Annotated in this window: 14 protein-coding genes; 5 read left to right on the top strand and 9 right to left on the bottom strand. The window is 56.8% G+C overall.

The window, feature by feature from the left end:
- Positions 1–409: 409 nt before the first annotated feature.
- The 8 genes from aceA to C4J84_RS15045 form a co-directional block, all read right to left on the bottom strand.
- The gene (gene aceA, locus C4J84_RS15080; protein ID WP_124367417.1) at positions 410–1,735 is read right to left on the bottom strand and encodes an isocitrate lyase; all 1,326 of its coding nucleotides are present in this window, start codon (positions 1,733–1,735) and stop codon (positions 410–412) included.
- Positions 1,736–1,912: 177 nt separating this feature from the next.
- Positions 1,913–2,650, bottom strand: a complete 738-nt coding sequence (locus C4J84_RS15075; protein ID WP_124435643.1) for a secretin N-terminal domain-containing protein — start codon at positions 2,648–2,650, stop codon at positions 1,913–1,915.
- A gap of 220 nt (positions 2,651–2,870) precedes the next feature.
- The gene (locus tag C4J84_RS15070; protein WP_124367415.1) at positions 2,871–3,293 is read right to left on the bottom strand and encodes a GNAT family N-acetyltransferase; all 423 of its coding nucleotides are present in this window, start codon (positions 3,291–3,293) and stop codon (positions 2,871–2,873) included.
- Complete coding sequence (locus tag C4J84_RS15065; RefSeq protein WP_124435642.1) at positions 3,286–4,452, bottom strand: cupin domain-containing protein; 1,167 nt, start codon at positions 4,450–4,452, stop codon at positions 3,286–3,288. The genes C4J84_RS15070 and C4J84_RS15065 overlap by 8 nt, the downstream gene beginning before the upstream one ends.
- A gap of 83 nt (positions 4,453–4,535) precedes the next feature.
- Complete coding sequence (purB, locus tag C4J84_RS15060; RefSeq protein ID WP_124363294.1) at positions 4,536–5,906, bottom strand: adenylosuccinate lyase; 1,371 nt, start codon at positions 5,904–5,906, stop codon at positions 4,536–4,538.
- A gap of 125 nt (positions 5,907–6,031) precedes the next feature.
- Positions 6,032–6,655 carry a high frequency lysogenization protein HflD gene (gene hflD, locus C4J84_RS15055; RefSeq protein ID WP_017137510.1) on the bottom strand — a complete coding sequence of 208 codons (624 nt, stop codon included), beginning with the start codon at positions 6,653–6,655 and terminating at the stop codon, positions 6,032–6,034.
- Positions 6,652–7,776 carry a tRNA 2-thiouridine(34) synthase MnmA gene (gene mnmA / locus C4J84_RS15050; protein ID WP_124371072.1) on the bottom strand — a complete coding sequence of 375 codons (1,125 nt, stop codon included), beginning with the start codon at positions 7,774–7,776 and terminating at the stop codon, positions 6,652–6,654. Before mnmA ends, hflD begins: the two co-directional genes overlap by 4 nt.
- Positions 7,777–7,835: 59 nt before the next feature.
- On the bottom strand, positions 7,836–8,282 hold the full coding sequence (locus tag C4J84_RS15045) for an NUDIX hydrolase (RefSeq protein ID WP_124371071.1): 447 nt from the start codon (positions 8,280–8,282) through the stop codon (positions 7,836–7,838).
- Between the two features lie 270 nt (positions 8,283–8,552).
- On the opposite strand from C4J84_RS15045, the gene C4J84_RS15040 reads away from it, so the two are divergent.
- From C4J84_RS15040 to C4J84_RS15020, 5 genes are all read left to right on the top strand, one after another.
- The gene (locus tag C4J84_RS15040; RefSeq protein WP_124371070.1) at positions 8,553–9,449 is read left to right on the top strand and encodes a DMT family transporter; all 897 of its coding nucleotides are present in this window, start codon (positions 8,553–8,555) and stop codon (positions 9,447–9,449) included.
- Between the two features lie 39 nt (positions 9,450–9,488).
- On the top strand, positions 9,489–9,914 hold the full coding sequence (locus C4J84_RS15035; RefSeq protein WP_124371069.1) for a cupin domain-containing protein: 426 nt from the start codon (positions 9,489–9,491) through the stop codon (positions 9,912–9,914).
- Positions 9,911–11,434: an acyl CoA:acetate/3-ketoacid CoA transferase gene (locus C4J84_RS15030; protein WP_124371068.1), complete on the top strand. Its 1,524-nt coding sequence runs from the start codon at positions 9,911–9,913 to the stop codon at positions 11,432–11,434. Before C4J84_RS15035 ends, C4J84_RS15030 begins: the two co-directional genes overlap by 4 nt.
- A gap of 61 nt (positions 11,435–11,495) precedes the next feature.
- Positions 11,496–13,052 (top strand): FAD/NAD(P)-binding protein, encoded by a 1,557-nt coding sequence (locus tag C4J84_RS15025; RefSeq protein ID WP_124435641.1) that lies wholly within the window; start codon positions 11,496–11,498, stop codon positions 13,050–13,052.
- Positions 13,053–13,191: 139 nt separating this feature from the next.
- A complete protein-coding gene (locus C4J84_RS15020) occupies positions 13,192–14,070 on the top strand; it encodes a LysR family transcriptional regulator (RefSeq protein WP_124371066.1) in 879 nt (292 codons plus the stop codon).
- Positions 14,071–14,139: 69 nt separating this feature from the next.
- On the opposite strand, the gene C4J84_RS15015 is transcribed toward C4J84_RS15020, so the two are convergent.
- Positions 14,140–16,365: an NADP-dependent isocitrate dehydrogenase gene (locus tag C4J84_RS15015; protein ID WP_124435640.1), complete on the bottom strand. Its 2,226-nt coding sequence runs from the start codon at positions 16,363–16,365 to the stop codon at positions 14,140–14,142.
- Positions 16,366–16,654: the final 289 nt, after the last annotated feature.

Genomic DNA, 16,654 nt, shown 5'->3' with positions numbered 1-16,654 from the left:
GGTAAGAAAGTTTTCATGGTTTAAATGATAATGAATATTGTTTGCGCAGGGTTTAAGCGAATGTTTCTCGTGTGGCGGGGGAAGTTGTCGTTACTTGTGTGATTGTCGTCGGTTGATGGAGCGGATTTTGTAACCGATTTATCTGCAGCGAATACCGCTCTGGATCAAGGTTTTGCACAAATCCTCAGGCTGATCGCATTCCAATGTGGGAGGGGGCTTGCTCCCGATGGAGGTGGATCAGCAACAGATGTGCTGACTGACACACCGCTATCGGGAGCAAGCCCCCTCCCACATTAGATTTTGGGTGTGACTGAAACAAAAAAAACGCCCCGAACCAGTCGGGGCGTGATGTTGTGCGGCACTGCGGTTAGGTCTTCCCTGGTGCCGCAATGGCCGGGTACTCAGTCACTCAGTGGAACTGCTCTTCTTCGGTCGAGCCGGTCAGCGCGGTCACGGACGAGGTGCCGCCTTGGATCACGGTGGTCATGTCGTCGAAGTAGCCGGTGCCCACTTCCTGCTGGTGCGCCACGAAGGTGTAGCCTTTGGCGGCGTCAGCGAACTCCTGCTCTTGCAGCTTCACGTAGGCGGTCATGTCGTTGCGGGCGTAGTCGTGCGCCAGGTTGAACATGCTGTGCCACATGTTGTGAATGCCGGCCAGGGTGATGAACTGGTGCTTGTAGCCCATGGCCGACAGTTCACGCTGGAACTTGGCAATGGTTGCGTCGTCCAGGTTCTTCTTCCAGTTGAAGGAAGGCGAGCAGTTGTAAGACAGCAACTGGTCCGGGTATTCCTTCTTGATCGCTTCGGCGAAGCGGCGGGCTTCGTCCAAGTCCGGCTTGGCGGTTTCGCACCAGATCAGGTCGGCGTACGGTGCGTAGGCCAGGCCACGGGCGATCGCCTGGTCGAGGCCGGCGCGTACTTTGTAGAAGCCTTCCTGAGTGCGTTCGCCGGTCACGAACGGTTGGTCGTACGGGTCGCAATCCGAAGTCAGCAGGTCGGCGGCGTTGGCATCGGTGCGCGCCAGGATGATGGTCGGCGTACCGGCAACGTCAGCGGCCAGGCGGGCGGCGGTCAGCTTCTGTACAGCTTCCTGGGTCGGAACCAGTACTTTGCCGCCCATGTGGCCGCATTTTTTCACCGAAGCCAGCTGGTCTTCGAAGTGCACGCCGGCAGCGCCCGCCTCGATCATGCTCTTCATCAGCTCATAGGCGTTGAGTACACCGCCGAAACCGGCTTCAGCGTCAGCCACGATCGGCGCGAAGTAGTCGATGTAGCCTTGGTCGCCCGGGCCTTTACCGGCTTTCCACTGGATCTGGTCGGCGCGACGGAACGCGTTGTTGATGCGCTTGACTACGGTTGGCACCGAGTCCACCGGGTACAGCGATTGGTCGGGGTACATGGATTCAGCGGAGTTGTTATCCGCTGCCACTTGCCAGCCGGACAGGTAGATCGCCTGGATGCCGGCTTTTACCTGTTGCACTGCCTGGCCGCCAGTGAGGGCGCCCATGCAGTTGACGAAATCTTTGTCGGGACGGAAGGACGGCTTGGCGCCTTGGGTGACCAGGTTCCACAGCTTCTCGGCGCCGAGTTTTGCAAAGGTGTGCTCGGGTTGGACCGAGCCACGCAGGCGGACGACGTCAGCAGCGGAATAAGCGCGGGTCACGCCTTTCCAGCGTGGGTTTTCAGCCCAGTCTTTCTCAAGGGCTGCAATTTGCTGTTCACGTGTCAGTGCCATGTAGATAAACCTCGTCGTCGCGTCTTGTAGGGTTCGAAGGCCCTTGCCAGGGCCCCTGATAAGCGGGAGCGAGGCCATCATGCACAGCCTTTTTGAGGGCGTCAAATGTTTTGTAGTGCTTTTTTTCAGGCACTACATATTTGTTCCGGGACGACTCGACGGTCAGTTTTTGGTGCTTCAGTTCAGCGTGTCGACCTTGACTCGCAAAGTCAGGTCGTCGCGGCCCTGAGTAGAGTAGCTGCGGGTTGTGGAGGATTTGTCGGCTTGGGTTTCGCGGTTGACGCCGGCCAGTGAGATCCATTCACCGAGGCGCCCGCTGACGCTTGTGTCGGTACTTTGCACGTTCACTACATCAGGACGTTCCTGGCTCATGCGGTCACGGTTGGTACTAATGGCGAGGTGAACGGTCTCGCCGGTGACGCTGGCGGTCACGTAGAAACCCTGGGTGACGTTGCGATACTGGGTCTGGTTCTGCAGGCGCCCGTAGCTGTCCTGCTGGGTCGTGGTCAGCGGTACGCTTTGACCGACCTGGATCAGCGCGGGTACGCCTTCGCTGGCCTGGATCTGCTGGATGCCACCATCGCGGCTGGTAGTGCCGTAGCTGATGATGCGGGTCTGGCTGTCGCCGCTATTCTGCTGGTTGTTTTCGTTGGTGTCGACGGTGATCAGCAGGCGCTTGGCGGGGGTATCCAATTGGGTAAGCAGGGCGCGCAACGCCTCGATCTTGCCCGGTTCGGCGTTGACGATCAGTTGGTTGCCATAGGCGCTGACCGTACCGTCCTTACCGATGAAATTCTGCGCCACCGGCAGCAGGTCGGCGCTGGTGCGGTTGCTCAGGTTGACGACTTGGGTGTCTGCCAGGGCCGAAACGCTGGCGGTCAGGAGGAGGGCGGTGAGCAGGGTGCGTAGGAACATGTCCGTGATCTCGGCGAGTCATTTGGCTTGATAGTGCCAGTTTGTCGGCCTGGCGGGGTGCAAGTTGAATCGTGGACGGCAAAATGCCCTGGCAAGGCAGGGCATTTTGGGGTGTTGCTGGAATAGTCATCGGGGGCAAGCCCCCTCCCACACTTGATTGGGTTCACAGGTCAAAATGTGGGAGGGGGCTTGCCCCCGATGGCAGCGCTGCGGTCTCGGCTCAGCCCTCGCGCACCATATCAACATGCGGAATCCCGACCTCCAGGAACTCATCACTGACGATCCTGAAGCCCAGCCGCTCATAAAACGGTGCCGCGTACACCTGCGCACTGAGGAATTGCCGGGTCTGGCCACGCTTCTCGGCTTGGCCGATCACCGCTTCCATCAGCTTGTCGCCGACTTTAAGCCCGCGCCAGTCCTTGAGCACCGATACGCGTCCGATTTCGCCACTGGGCAGCAAGCGAGCGGTGCCAATCGGAAAGTCGCCTTCGAATGCCAGGAAATGCATCGCACCGGCGTCGTCCGCATCCCACTCCAGCTCAGGTGGAACCGATTGTTCAGCGATAAATACCGCTTCACGAATGCGCCGAATCTCGTCGATATCCTTTCGCCAGTCCGCGACACTTACGTGAATCTTATTCATCCGCAAACCCCAGGCTGCCTTGCTTGACCAGTTCGCACAGCAGGTCGCGACCGTCTTCGTCCGCCAGCCAAGCGCCCAGATTTTCGTTGTGCAGGGCGTCTGCCGAGCACACCAGTTTCAACAGTTCGCGCAGTTTGCCCGGCAGGTAACGGCTCTGGCCGCTGGCGAACAGCAGCACATCGTCGTCCACTTCCGACCAGGCCAGGCGCGCGCTCGGGTTGCGTACCAGGATCGCGCCGTCTTGCAGGCTGCTGATGAAATCGTCCTCGCCCAACTCTTCACCCGCCACCAGCTCCGGGTAGCGCGGTTCAGTCATGAACTGGCCGAACCAGGTCAGCAGCATGCGCTCGTCGCTCATGTGCTCGGCCAACAGGCTCTTGAGGCGGTCCAGGGCGTCGCTCTGGATCTGGTGCGGGTCGCTGACCGGCTGGGCGTCGGCGTCAGTGTAGCGCTCTTCGTCGGTCAGGTACTGGCTGAGGAAGTCGGTGAAGTGGGTCAGCACTTCGGCGGCGCTTGGGGCGCGAAAGCCCACCGAGTAAGTCATGCAGTCGTCTTCGGCGATGCCGAAGTGCGCCAGGCGCGGCGGCAGGTACAGCATGTCGCCCGGCTCGAGCACCCATTCGGCACTTTCTTCGAATTCGGCGAGGATGCGCAGGTCGGCGTGCTGCAGCAGCGCGCTTTCAGAGCTGCACATCTGGCCGATCTTCCAATTGCGCTTGCCCTGGGCTTGCAGCAGGAACACATCGTAGTTGTCGAAGTGCGGACCGACGCTGCCACCCGGCGCGGCGAAGCTGATCATCACATCGTCGATGCGCCAGCTTGGCAGGAAGCGGAAATGCTCGAGCAATTCGGCAACTTCCGGCACGAACTGGTCGACCGCCTGCACCAGCAGGGTCCACTCACGCTCGGGCAGGGTGCTGAAGGCATCTTCGGCGAACGGGCCGCGACGCAGTTCCCACGGACGCTCGCCGTGTTCGATCACCAGGCGCGATTCGACTTCCTCTTCCAGCGCCAGGCCGGCCAGTTCGTCGGCGTCGATCGGGCTTTCGAAATCAGGGATGGCCTGGCGGATCAACAGCGGTTTTTTCTGCCAGTAGTCGCGCAGGAATTCCCGTGCCGTGATGCCGCCCAGAAGTTGAAGAGGGATATCAGGATTCATGTGTAACCTATTGAAAAAAAGCACTTTTAAGACAGGAATAAAAACGCCCGGCGCGGCCGGGCGTCTCAAGGGGCTCGCGTGGATCAGATGCGCTTGGCTTGCTCTACAGCGTTACCGATGTAGTTGGCCGGGGTGAGCAGTTTCAGCTCGGCCTTGGCAGCGGCTGGCATGTCCAGGCCATCGATGAAAGTTTGCAGTGCGTCGGAGGTAATCCCCTTGCCGCGCGTCAACTCTTTGAGCTTCTCGTAGGGGTTTTCGATGTTATAGCGGCGCATCACGGTCTGGATCGGCTCGGCCAGCACTTCCCAGCAGGCGTCCAGGTCAGCGGCGATTTTCTGCTCGTTGAGTTCCAGCTTACTGATGCCTTTGAGGCTGGCTTCGTACGCGATCACGCTGTGAGCAAAGCCCACGCCGAGGTTGCGCAGTACGGTGGAGTCGGTCAAGTCGCGCTGCCAGCGCGAGATCGGCAGCTTGCTGGCCAGGTGCTGGAACAGGGCGTTGGCGATGCCCAGGTTGCCTTCGGAATTTTCGAAGTCGATCGGGTTGACCTTGTGCGGCATGGTCGACGAACCGATTTCACCGGCAATGGTGCGCTGCTTGAAGTAGCCCAGGGAGATGTAGCCCCAGATATCGCGATCGAAGTCGATCAGGATGGTGTTGAAGCGCGCGATTGCGTCGAACAGCTCGGCAATATAGTCGTGGGGTTCGATCTGCGTGGTGTAGGGGTTGAAGCCCAGGCCCAGCTCGTCTTCGATGAAGGCGCGAGCGTTAGCTTCCCAGTCGATCTCGGGGTAGGCCGACAGGTGGGCGTTGTAGTTGCCCACGGCACCGTTGATCTTGCCCAGCAATGGCACGGCGGCGACTTGAGCGATCTGACGCTCCAGGCGGTACACCACGTTGGCCAGTTCTTTGCCCAGGGTGGTCGGCGAGGCCGGCTGGCCGTGGGTACGCGACAGCATCGGCACGGCGGCGAAACGGATCGCCAGCTCGCGGATGGCCTCGGCGGTCTGGCGCATCAGCGGCAGCATCACCTCATCACGGCCTTCGCGCAGCATCAACGCGTGGGACAGGTTGTTGATGTCCTCGCTGGTGCAGGCAAAGTGGATGAACTCGCTGACCTGGGCCAGTTCCGGCAGCTTGGCCGCCTGCTCCTTGAGCAGGTACTCGATGGCTTTGACGTCGTGGTTGGTGGTGCGCTCGATCTCTTTCACACGCTCGGCGTGCTCCAGGGAGAAGTTTTCCGCCAGGGTGTTCAAGACAGCGTTGGCTTCGGCGGAAAACGCCGGCACTTCGCTGATGGCAGGGTGAGCGGCCAGGCGCTGGAGCCAGCGCACTTCAACCAGGACACGGGCACGGATCAGGCCGTACTCGCTGAAAATAGGGCGCAGGGCCTGGGTTTTGCCGGCGTAGCGGCCGTCAACAGGGGAAACCGCAGTGAGCGAAGAAAGCTGCATGGGGTGTTCTCGGACAGTCGGGCAACGAAATGGGGCGCGTATCATACATGAAAACATTCGCCGGTCCGTCGCCAACTGACCGGCGTATTACGCGTAACAGCTTGAAAAAGGTCTGCTGGTGCGACTTATTCGTTGCGCATCAACGGGTAAAGCTCTTTGAGCAATTTGCGTCGGCTGATCACCAGTTGCCAGCGATGGCCACCCAACTGGCGCCACAACCGCGCCGAACGAATACCCGCCAGGAGCAGGGCGCGGATTTTCGAGGCGTTGTTCGGTTGTTGCAGGTTGCGCATGTCGCCGTGCACCTGAATGCGCTGGCGCAAGGTGCTCAGGGTGTCCTGGTACAGCGCGCCACAGGCGGCGATCACGTTCTCGTGGGCCGGGCCGAAGTGCTCCACCTGGGACTGGATCTGCGGCAGGCGCTTGCCAATGGTCTCCAGCAGGTCGTCGCGCTTGGCCAGTTGACGCTCCAGGCCGAGCATCGACAGGGCGTAGCGCAAGGGTTCGCGCTGCAGGGTGCTGGGGTCGCGTTCCAACGCGCCGATCAGGGCGCGGTAACCTTCACGCAGCGCCAGGTCGTCGCCACCGTAGACTTCCAGGGTGTCCTTGGGGTCGCGGATCAGCAGGCTGCCGAGCATGCAGGTCAGGCCCGCCTCGGTGACCTGGCCGGTCTTGGCGATCTTGTCCACCAGCACCGCTGCAAGGAAAACCCCGCCCAGCGCGGTCAATTGCTCCTGGGTCGGGCTCATGCCGGGTTGCTCCAGGCCTGCGCGACTTCAATCACGCCGCCGCCCAGGCAGACTTCGCCGTCATAGAACACCACGGATTGGCCAGGGGTGACTGCGCGCTGCGGGTCATCGAAGGTGGCACGGTAGCCGGTAGCGGTTTTTTCCAGGGTGCAGGGCTGGTCGCTCTGGCGATAGCGCACTTTGGCGGTCAGGCGGCGCGGGGTGCTCAGGTCGATGGGGTTGACCCAATAGATTTCTGAAGCGAGCAGGGCACCGGAGAACAGCAAGGGATGCTCATTGCCTTGGCCGACGATCAGCACATTGTTTTCCAGATCCTTGACCAGCACGTACCACGGCTCTTCGCCGGCATCTTTCAGGCCGCCGATGCCCAGGCCCTGGCGCTGACCAATGGTGTGGTACATCAGGCCGTGGTGGCGCCCGATCACTTCACCGTCGGTGGTCTTGATCTCGCCCGGTTGTGCCGGCAGGTATTGCTTGAGGAAGTCGCTGAAGCGGCGCTCGCCGATAAAGCAGATTCCGGTGGAATCCTTCTTCTTGGCGGTGGCCAGGCCGTGTTGTTCGGCGATCCTGCGCACTTCGGGCTTTTCCAGTTCGCCCACCGGGAACAGGGTCTTGGCGATCTGTTCACCGCCGACGGCGTGCAGGAAGTAGCTCTGGTCCTTGTTCGGGTCCAGGCCCTTGAGCAGTTCGGTGCGGCCATCGATATCGCGGCGGCGCACATAGTGGCCGGTGGCAATCAGATCGGCGCCGAGCATCATGGCGTAGTCGAGGAACGCCTTGAACTTGATCTCGCGGTTGCACAGGATATCCGGGTTCGGCGTGCGCCCGGCCTTGTATTCGGCGAGGAAGTGCTCGAACACATTGTCCCAGTACTCGGCGGCGAAGTTGGCGGTGTGCAGCTTGATACCGATCTTGTCGCACACGGCCTGGGCGTCCGCGAGGTCGTCCATGGCGGTGCAGTATTCCGTTCCATCGTCTTCTTCCCAGTTCTTCATGAACAGGCCTTCCACCTCATAACCCTGCTCCATGAGCAGAACGGCGGAAACGGAAGAGTCCACGCCGCCGGACATGCCGACGATGACGCGCTTCTTTTGTGTGTCAGAAGGGGCTGGATCACGCATAGGGTTTCAACGGGTGTCTTGAAAAAGGACGCGATTCTAGCAGGCCTGGGCCCGCAAGGCTAAAGAGAAGGGCGGATCAATTCCAGGCTGTGACGCTGGCCAGCCAGATAATCATCGATACAGCGGATGATCAGCTCGCTGCGCCAGTCGTCGCGCAGGCCCAACAGTTCATCACGGGTCAGCCAGCGGGCCCGCAGGATGCCTTCGTCGAGTTGATACTCCGGGTGGTGTTTCAGGGCCTTGGCGATAAAGCAGACCCGTTGATAGGTCACGCCATTGCTCGGGGCTGTGTACAGGTAGATGCCGACGATGCCGGTGGCTTCGACGTCCCAGCCGGTCTCCTCGAGGGTTTCACGCACCGCGGCTTCGGTCAGAGTTTCGTTTGGGTCGAGATGGCCGGCCGGCTGATTGAGCACAGCGCGACCGCCCTTGAGTTCCTCGACCATCAGGAAACGGCCATTGTCTTCAACGATCGTGGCGACGGTGATGTGGGGGAGCCAGGTCATGGGATGCCTCTCGATTCAGGATACAACCCGCTCTTCAAGCAGAATTGCGGTCAGTGTGGGAGGGGGCTTGCTCCCGATAGCGGTATGTCAGCCAGTACATTGGCGGCTGACACGCCGCCATCGGGGGCAAGCCCCCTCCCACATTTGGATTCGGTTTCTTCAGAGCTGATGCATAAGCAATCTGCATGATACATCTGACATTTTATGATTTTACCGATTTCAGCACATGGCGCAGCTTATCTCTCCAGGACTATCAGTTTGGAGAGTGTCATGAACCCGGTTGCTCATAAACGCTACCAAGTGCGCCTTACATCGCCACTGCCCATAACGTTCATCCTGCTGTGGAGTTCCGGCTACATCGGCGGTGCGTTCGGTGTGCGTTATGGCGAGCCCTTCACCATGACGTTCTATCGATTTGCCTTGGCCGCCCTCGTGTTCCTGGGGGTGGCGCTCGTCATCAAGGCGCAGTGGCCCCGGCGGCTTACGCCTTACCTTCATGCGGCGGCAGTCGGCCTGCTTTTGCAAGCCCTGCAATTCGGCGGTCTCTACACCGGGATAAGTCAGGGCGTCCCAGCTGGGCAGGCGGCGTTGATCGTCGGGCTGATGCCGGTGTTCGTCGTGATCGGTGCCTATTTCTGCTTGGGTGAACAATTGAGTTGGCGCGATCTGCCGGGTTCGATCCTGGGTGTTGGCGGCGTGGCCATCGTCGTGGCCAGCAGTTTTTTTGGCTCCGAGGCGTCAGTTGGCGGTTACGGCGCGGTGGGCTTAGCGCTATTGGGTATCACGCTTGGCACGCTCTATCAGAAGCGTTTCCTTGGCGGGGTGAATCTATGGGTGGGTTGTTTCATACAGATGGTTACCGCGTCACTGGTCATGTTGCTGTTGGCATATACCACCGAAACCATGCAGGTGACTGAGTGGGCTCCGTTCGCAGCATCTGTGGCCTGGATCACGCTGATGAACTCCGTGGGTGCGCTGACGCTGCTCTATTTGATGATTCGGCGCGGGGAGGCGAGCAAAGCGACGAACTTGTTTCATATGATTCCAGCGGTCACGCAGATTATGGCGTCGTTGGTGTTGGGTGAGGTGCCGAGTATTGTGGCAATAGTGGGGTTTATTGTTTCGGGGGCTGGGGTTTATTTAATGAATCATTCGCGAACGAAGTGAGCTACTCATTATTTAAACCGGCCTATCAGGAGAATAATAATGTCTAACATCGAGATAACTGATAAAAAGCTATTTGACAATGAAATACGTCGTATTGGAGGTGGGGTGTATGTTGACAAGCTCGATGCTCTAATTTTCAAGCCTTACGATATTGATGGGCGCAAGGGCGTTTCAATATTTTATCTTTATGATGCGCGGATTAATGCGAAAGGACCAGTTGCTGCGTTGATTCGTTACGCCGGTGGAGCTCTAACACCAAGGCATAGACATTTGGGTTGGGAGTTAATATTGGTGGTTGATGGTGAGCTTGTTGATGATAGAGGCCGACATGCTAAAGGAGCATTACAAATATACCCGCCTGGGTCTACACACCAACTTTCCTCTCCATCAGGTTGCACGTTTCTTGTGGTTTGGGAGCAGCCGGTTAAGCCTGCGCCGGATCAGGATGCAGAGGCTGCAGTATGAAAGTTGTAAGCGAGCGACAGGCGGCAGAGCTAATTGAAGATGGATGGACAATCATACCGGGAGGGTTTGGTAGTTGTGGACATCCTGATGGGCTTACTCGGGCAATCAGCGATCGTTTCAAGCGGGAAGGACGGCCTCGTAATCTTGGCCTGCTCTTTGCCTCCGCTGCTGGAGATCTTAACGGAAGGGGCGTGGACATTTTAGCCCAAAGTGGCTTGGTCGCTAAGGCCATTGGAGGATTCTGGGGGCTTGTACCGCAATTGGGAAATATGGCGCGCCAAGGGGAGATAGAGGCACATAACTGGCCGCAAGGCGTGATCAGCCAGCTATTTCGTGCGATCGCGGCGAAGAAACCTGGTGTGATCTCGAATATAGGCCTCCATACCTTCGTTGATCCCGACCACCAAGGTGCGCGCTTGAATCAACGAGCGGAATGCACGCTGGTTCAGAAGATCGTTATTAACGGAAACTCAACGCTTTTTTTTCCCGCACTTAATGTTAATTGTGCGTTATTGAGAGGGACGTTTTGTGACCCTTTAGGAAATATTTCGATGGAGCGGGAAGTGTCTTATAGTGATGCGCTCGCGCAGGCAATGGCAGTCAAGAACAGCGGTGGCATAGTGATTGTGCAGGTTGAAAGCTTGGTAGGGTTGCATGATATTGAGCCGCAGGATGTAAAAATACCCGGAATATTGGTCGATTATGTGACGGTGTCGCGCCCTGATGAGCATCCTCAAACTTATGGTGAGGCGCATAATTCAACATTTACACGTCCGGGAGTGCTCATTCCCAGTGTAAGTACGATGTCATGCGCTGAAAGAATAATTGCCAAAAGAGCCTTACAGGAAATTCGGTACGTAAATGCGCGCGTTATCAATCTTGGCATCGGTATACCGGTGGCCGTCGGCCAGATAGCTGAAGAATTGGGCTGTGCGGATCTAATGAGCTTTACCGTTGAATCTGGTGTTATAGGTGGTAGGCCTGCACGTGGATTGTCGTTTGGGGCCAGTTATCGTCCAGTCAGTATTATTGAGCAGGCGGCGTTGTTTGATTTTTATGAGGGCGGTGGGATTGATGTGGCGTGCTTGGGCTTTGCTGAAATGGATAGCTTCGGCAATGTCAATGTTTCGAAGTTCGGCCGTAGGCTACAAGGTGCCGGCGGTTTCATCAATATCTCTCAGTCAGCTCGATATGTCATTTTTTGCGGAACTTTTACAGCGATAGGATTGGTGCTGGGTATAAGTGAAGGGAAGCTGCGCATAGTCCGGGAAGGTCGTGTAAATAAATTTGTTCGTCAAGTCTCGCATATGACTTTTAATGGCGCCTACTCTCAATCATTGGGCCAAAAAGTTATATTTATCACGGAGCGAGCTGTTTTTGCATTAAGAGATGGGGTGGTGTATTTAGAGGAAGTTGCTCCAGGTATAAGTGTCGAGCAAGAAATTATGCCCTTCATAGAAGGCGGGTTTGTAGTGTCGGGCACTTGCAAGTCTATGTCGGATGATGTTTTTTCGATGTAAGTGTTCGCTCAGGGCTGTAGCATAATAAAATATTTCATACGGAAAACCGTGGGAGGTTGTTATGGCTGACAAGGTGATTACGGTAATCGGGGGTGGCGCTTCAAGCGTCTCCTTTGTCTATACGGTCTTAAATGGCTTAGGGAGATATGGCTGTCATTCGGATGTGTCGATATTCTTGGTAGACAGGCAGTTTCAATGTGGTCGCGGGCTTGCCTATTCTGAAGACTGCAGGACAAATATTTTAAATACGCGAGCGGAATTCATTTCGCCTTTTCCTGATCAGTCTGGGCATTTCTATCGCTGGTTATTAGCTAGTCGTGAGATTTGGGAAGATGATTTCAGTGATGTTGAGTTGTGTCCGGAGGCGTTCCTACCTCGACCCTTGTTTGGTTTATATCTTGCGCACATGATTCAGCTCCTAGTCAAAAAAGCGGTAGAGCTCGGGTGTCAGTTGATTCCGGTGCGCGACGAGGTCGTCAACATGAGCTTTTCACATGACGGCAGGGTCGTAGTTTCAACGAAGGGGAATCTCTCGTTCCCTAGCGATCATGTAGTATTGAGCTGTGGTAACGCGTGTAGCTTGGAATACCAACACCTTACTACTATGAAAGGCTTTTTCTGCAGCCCTTATCCAATCAAACGCACATGCAGGCTGATTCAAAAGCAAGCGAGTGTTGCGATTGTTGGATCGAGATTGAGTGCTATTGATGCGGTGATAGGTCTTACTGCTAATGGCCATGAAGGGCCCATTACGTTGCATTCGCGCACGGGAGCCCTGCCAAGTGTCAGAGGAACTCAGGGGCGCTATAAGCCGGTGATACTGACACCGGAAACTGTTAGATCTTGTATCTCTCAAACTGGGGTGGTGCGACTTGAAGATGTGCTTCGTTGGACGATGCAGGAGTTGGCCTTGGAGGGCAAGCCGATATGCAGGCCTGACTGGTCAACAAAATGTTCTCAACGTCCAGCAGTAGAATTTCTTGAAGCGGAAATAGCTGCTGCCCATCATCCTCGATTTTGGCAATCTGTTCTTTATTCCACAAATGCCGTACTTGATTTGATATGGCCTGCAATGCCGGATGAAGATAAAAAGATATTCTTGGGTTACTCGAGTTGGTGGATGGCTCACCGTGTCTCTATTCCGGTTGAAAATGCGCTAAAGATTAAGTCATTACTTGAATCTGGGCAACTATCAATCATCAAGGGTGAGCTTGAGGCAATTGAGTGCGATGGGCGTTTTGTTTTGCAAGTGGCTAATCAGTCAGATAGAAGTTTCCATACCTACGATTCCGTTGTGGTGGCTACAGGCACGCCCCGTGATGTGACCAAGTTTGATAACCCATTGGTGCAACATATTCTTGAGCGGGGAATAGCGTGTGCGGACCCATTCGGCGGGGTGAAGGTATCCGCTGAGTCGGGCGGCTTAATAAATCAGTTAGGGCATGTGGATGACAGAATCATTGTTTTGGGAGAGCTGACAAGTGGTGCGTTCTTTTTTACCAGTGCTTTAGAGATAAATGCTCGTCATTCGGCGACGCGAGCAGAGTACATTCTGGCGAAATTGGCGCTGACTTCCGATACGCACGTGAATACGTTCGGTGCTCGATTGTCGGCATAGGATGACAGACGATTCTTTTTTTAAACATTTTCAGGATGTTTTCATACATGGAGTTAGCTTGTACCTAGCCGAATAGCTAGTGGCGAGTAAAGCGTTGATTTGCCACAATCGGAAGACCAGTTTCGATCGGTGGCGTGCCATGAGAGTCAATCTTGATGTTCAGTCGTTGCGAAGTTTTATCAAAGTAGGCGAGACCAAAAGCTTTACGCGCGCAGCCGAAGCGTTAAGCTTGACCCAACCCGCTATTAGTCAGCAAATCAAACGATTAGAGGATCTGTTGGGTGTTGAGTTGTTTGTAAGAGAAAATCGACAGGTATTACTGACCGTGGAAGGAGAAAGGCTTTTTGGTTATGCGAAGGATATTGTTATTTGTAACGATAAAGTCGGTGCGCTATTTGAGAGAGCCGAAAAGCGAGAAACACTCATAGTGGGCATGCCAGAGCATTTTTGTGAGAAGGTGCTCCCTAAGATTATTTCCAGCATGGCTACTCACTTTCCAAAAATACAAATGGTGGTCAAGGTTGCTAGATCCGGCTTGCTATTGGATGCGATAATAGAGGGAAAGATTGATCTGTGCCTCGTGATAGACGAACTGGAAAAAATGCATGAGCAACCGTGGCATGCGTTATCGGTCAGGTGGTTTGCCAGCGATAGTGTTGACATGGTCGATAAGCCACATGATATTCCGCTCGCCTTGTTCAAGCCGCCTTGTGGATTTCGCAGTCTTGCGATCCGAAGTCTGGAGGAGCGCGGCATTAAATGGCATTGCGTTTATGAGTCAGAGGACTTGATATCGTTGCGTTCTGCAGTGCAGGCCGGAGTTGGGATCACATTGCTTCCGTTTGTCGCGCAGGTATCGGGTTTAAAGAGTCTTGAAGGCATTTCCAGTTTGCCCGTGCTACCTCAGTTTGCCGTGATGCCAAAAGAACGAGCGGGTTGGAATCCCGTTTACAGGCGTGAGGTGCTTGAGTTGATTCGCTCCGTATGGGTTGCAGAGTACGTCAATGCTTCCCTATGACTAAAGTCTCACTCGCCGAAGACACAAACCCCGGCACTCGGCCGGGGTTTGTGGTATCGCTTTACAACCCTACTTCAACTTGGCAATCGCCGCATTCAGCGTGTTGCTTGGGCGCATGGCCTTGCTGGTCAGCTCCGGGTTCGGTGCGTAGTAGCCGCCGATATCCACTGGCTTGCCCTGTACGGCGTTGAGCTCGGCAACGATGGTTGCTTCGTTCGCGGCCAGGGTCTTGGCCAGTTCGCCGAACTGCGCTTGCAGTGCCGTGTCTTCGGTCTGGGCGGCCAGGGCCTGGGCCCAGTACAGCGCCAGGTAGAAGTGGCTGCCGCGGTTGTCGATGTTGCCGACTTTGCGCGATGGCGACTTGTTGTTGTCGAGGAACTGGCCGGTGGCCTGGTCCAGGGTCTTGGACAGGACCAGGGCTTTCGGGTTGTTGTACGTCACGCCCAGGTGCTCGAGGGACGCGGCCAGGGCCAGGAACTCGCCCAGGGAATCCCAGCGCAGGAAGTTTTCTTCCAGCAGCTGCTGCACGTGTTTCGGTGCCGAACCACCTGCGCCGGTTTCGAACAGGCCGCCGCCGTTCATCAGCGGCACGATCGACAGCATCTTGGCGCTGGTGCCCAGCTCCATGATCGGGAACAGGTCGGTCAGATAGTCGCGCAGTACGTTACCGGTCACCGAGATGGTGTCCAGGCCCTTGCGGGTGCGCTCCAGGGTGAACTTCATCGCGTCGACCGGGGCCATGATGCGGATGTCCAGGCCTTGGGTGTTGTGGTCTTTCAGGTAGGCCTGAACTTTCTCGACCACCACGCCATCGTGAGCGCGCTGCGGGTCCAGCCAGAAGATGGCCGGGGTGTTGCTGGCGCGGGCACGGTTGACGGCGAGCTTGACCCAGTCCTGGATCGGCGCGTCTTTGGTCTGGCACATGCGGAAGATATCGCCCGCTTCGACGTTCTGTTCCATCAGCAGGTTGCCCTTGCTGTCGGTGACGCGGACTACGCCGTCAGCCTTGATCTGGAAGGTCTTGTCGTGGGAGCCGTACTCTTCGGCTTTCTTCGCCATCAGGCCAACGTTTGGCACGCTGCCCATGGTGGTGGGATCGAAGGCGCCATTGGCCTTGCAGTCTTCGATGACCGCCTGGTAGATGGTGGCGTAGCAGCGATCCGGGATCACGGCCTTGGTGTCGTGCAGTTGGCCGTCGGTGCCCCACATCTTGCCGGAGTCACGGATCATGGCTGGCATCGAGGCGTCGACGATCACGTCGCTCGGCACGTGCAGGTTGGTGATGCCTTTGTCGGAGTTGACCATCGCCAGCGAAGGGCGAGCGGCATAGACCGCCTGGATGTCCGCTTCGATCTGCGCTTGTTGCTCGGCAGGCAGGGCCTTGATGCGCGCGTACAGGTCGCCGATGCCGTTGTTCAGGTTGAAGCCGATCTGTTCCAGCACGGTCGCGTGCTTGGCCAGGGCGTCTTTATAGAATTCGGCAACGATCTGGCCGAACATGATCGGGTCGGAGACCTTCATCATGGTCGCTTTCAAGTGAACCGACAGCAGCACACCTTGTTTCTTGGCGTCTTCGATCTCGGCGGCGATGAACGCGCGCAGGGCTTTCTTGCTCAGTACGGCGGTGTCGATGATCTCGCCAGCCTGTACCGAGGTCTTTTCTTTCAGGACGGTGGCGGTGCCGTCTTGAGCGATCAGCTCGATTTTGACAGCATCAGCGGTTTCGATCTGTACGGCTTTTTCGCTGCCGTAGAAGTCGCCATTGCTCATGTGGGCAATGTGCGACTTGGAGTCGGCAGACCAGGCGCCCATCTTGTGGGGGTGCTTGCGTGCGTAGTTCTTGACCGACAGCGGTGCGCGGCGGTCGGAGTTGCCTTCGCGCAGGACCGGGTTCACGGCGCTGCCCTTGACCTTGTCGTAACGGGCACGGGTTTCTTTTTCCGCGTCGGTGGTTACGGTTTCCGGGTAGTCCGGCAGGGCGTAGCCCTGGGCCTGCAGTTCCTTGATCGCGGCTTGCAGCTGCGGGGTCGAGGCGCTGATGTTAGGCAGCTTGATGATGTTGGCTTCAGGCGTAACGGCCAGGTCGCCCAGTTCGGCGAGGTGGTCCGGGATAGCCTTGTCGCCCAGTTGCTCGGGGAAGCTTGCGAGGATGCGCCCGGCGAGGGAAATATCGCGGGTTTCCACGGCAATATCAGCGGAAGCGGTGAAGGCCTCTACGATAGGCAGCAGTGAATAGGTGGCGAGGGCTGGGGCTTCGTCGGTGAAGGTGTAGATGATCTTCGAGCGGGTGGGCATATTCGGATTAACTCTCTTCTTTGCTGAAAGCGTGCGCAGAAACTCGAGATGCGCCGGGTGGAGCGCGTTCGTTCAAAGTCATCCATGAGCGAAATGTCGAGGTTTCTTCGCGGTGATGTTGGGTTGCATCAGTCGAGCGTCAAGCGTTTGGACTATTGTAATAGTCCTGCTTTCTGGCTGAAGGCTACTGTCTAGAGCGGTCAACCGTCGTGACTCTTTGGTCAGCGGCGGCATTATACATAGGTCGCTATGCTTACGCTGAGCCTTCATACAAAAGGTGGGTCGTCCA

Origin of the sequence: Pseudomonas sp. R11-23-07, assembly GCF_003852295.1 — a bacterium.
In the GTDB taxonomy this organism is placed as follows: domain Bacteria; phylum Pseudomonadota; class Gammaproteobacteria; order Pseudomonadales; family Pseudomonadaceae; genus Aquipseudomonas.
This window is presented reverse-complemented; position numbering and strand designations above follow the sequence as displayed.

Coding starts and splice junctions, on each gene's coding strand:
- aceA (WP_124367417.1), bottom strand. CDS start 1,735: ATGGCACTGACACGTGAACAGCAAATTGCAGCCCTTGAGAAAGACTGG.
- C4J84_RS15075 (WP_124435643.1), bottom strand. CDS start 2,650: ATGTTCCTACGCACCCTGCTCACCGCCCTCCTCCTGACCGCCAGCGTT.
- C4J84_RS15070 (WP_124367415.1), bottom strand. CDS start 3,293: ATGAATAAGATTCACGTAAGTGTCGCGGACTGGCGAAAGGATATCGAC.
- C4J84_RS15065 (WP_124435642.1), bottom strand. CDS start 4,452: ATGAATCCTGATATCCCTCTTCAACTTCTGGGCGGCATCACGGCACGG.
- purB (WP_124363294.1), bottom strand. CDS start 5,906: ATGCAGCTTTCTTCGCTCACTGCGGTTTCCCCTGTTGACGGCCGCTAC.
- hflD (WP_017137510.1), bottom strand. CDS start 6,655: ATGAGCCCGACCCAGGAGCAATTGACCGCGCTGGGCGGGGTTTTCCTT.
- mnmA (WP_124371072.1), bottom strand. CDS start 7,776: ATGCGTGATCCAGCCCCTTCTGACACACAAAAGAAGCGCGTCATCGTC.
- C4J84_RS15045 (WP_124371071.1), bottom strand. CDS start 8,282: ATGACCTGGCTCCCCCACATCACCGTCGCCACGATCGTTGAAGACAAT.
- C4J84_RS15040 (WP_124371070.1), top strand. CDS start 8,553: ATGAACCCGGTTGCTCATAAACGCTACCAAGTGCGCCTTACATCGCCA.
- C4J84_RS15035 (WP_124371069.1), top strand. CDS start 9,489: ATGTCTAACATCGAGATAACTGATAAAAAGCTATTTGACAATGAAATA.
- C4J84_RS15030 (WP_124371068.1), top strand. CDS start 9,911: ATGAAAGTTGTAAGCGAGCGACAGGCGGCAGAGCTAATTGAAGATGGA.
- C4J84_RS15025 (WP_124435641.1), top strand. CDS start 11,496: ATGGCTGACAAGGTGATTACGGTAATCGGGGGTGGCGCTTCAAGCGTC.
- C4J84_RS15020 (WP_124371066.1), top strand. CDS start 13,192: ATGAGAGTCAATCTTGATGTTCAGTCGTTGCGAAGTTTTATCAAAGTA.
- C4J84_RS15015 (WP_124435640.1), bottom strand. CDS start 16,365: ATGCCCACCCGCTCGAAGATCATCTACACCTTCACCGACGAAGCCCCA.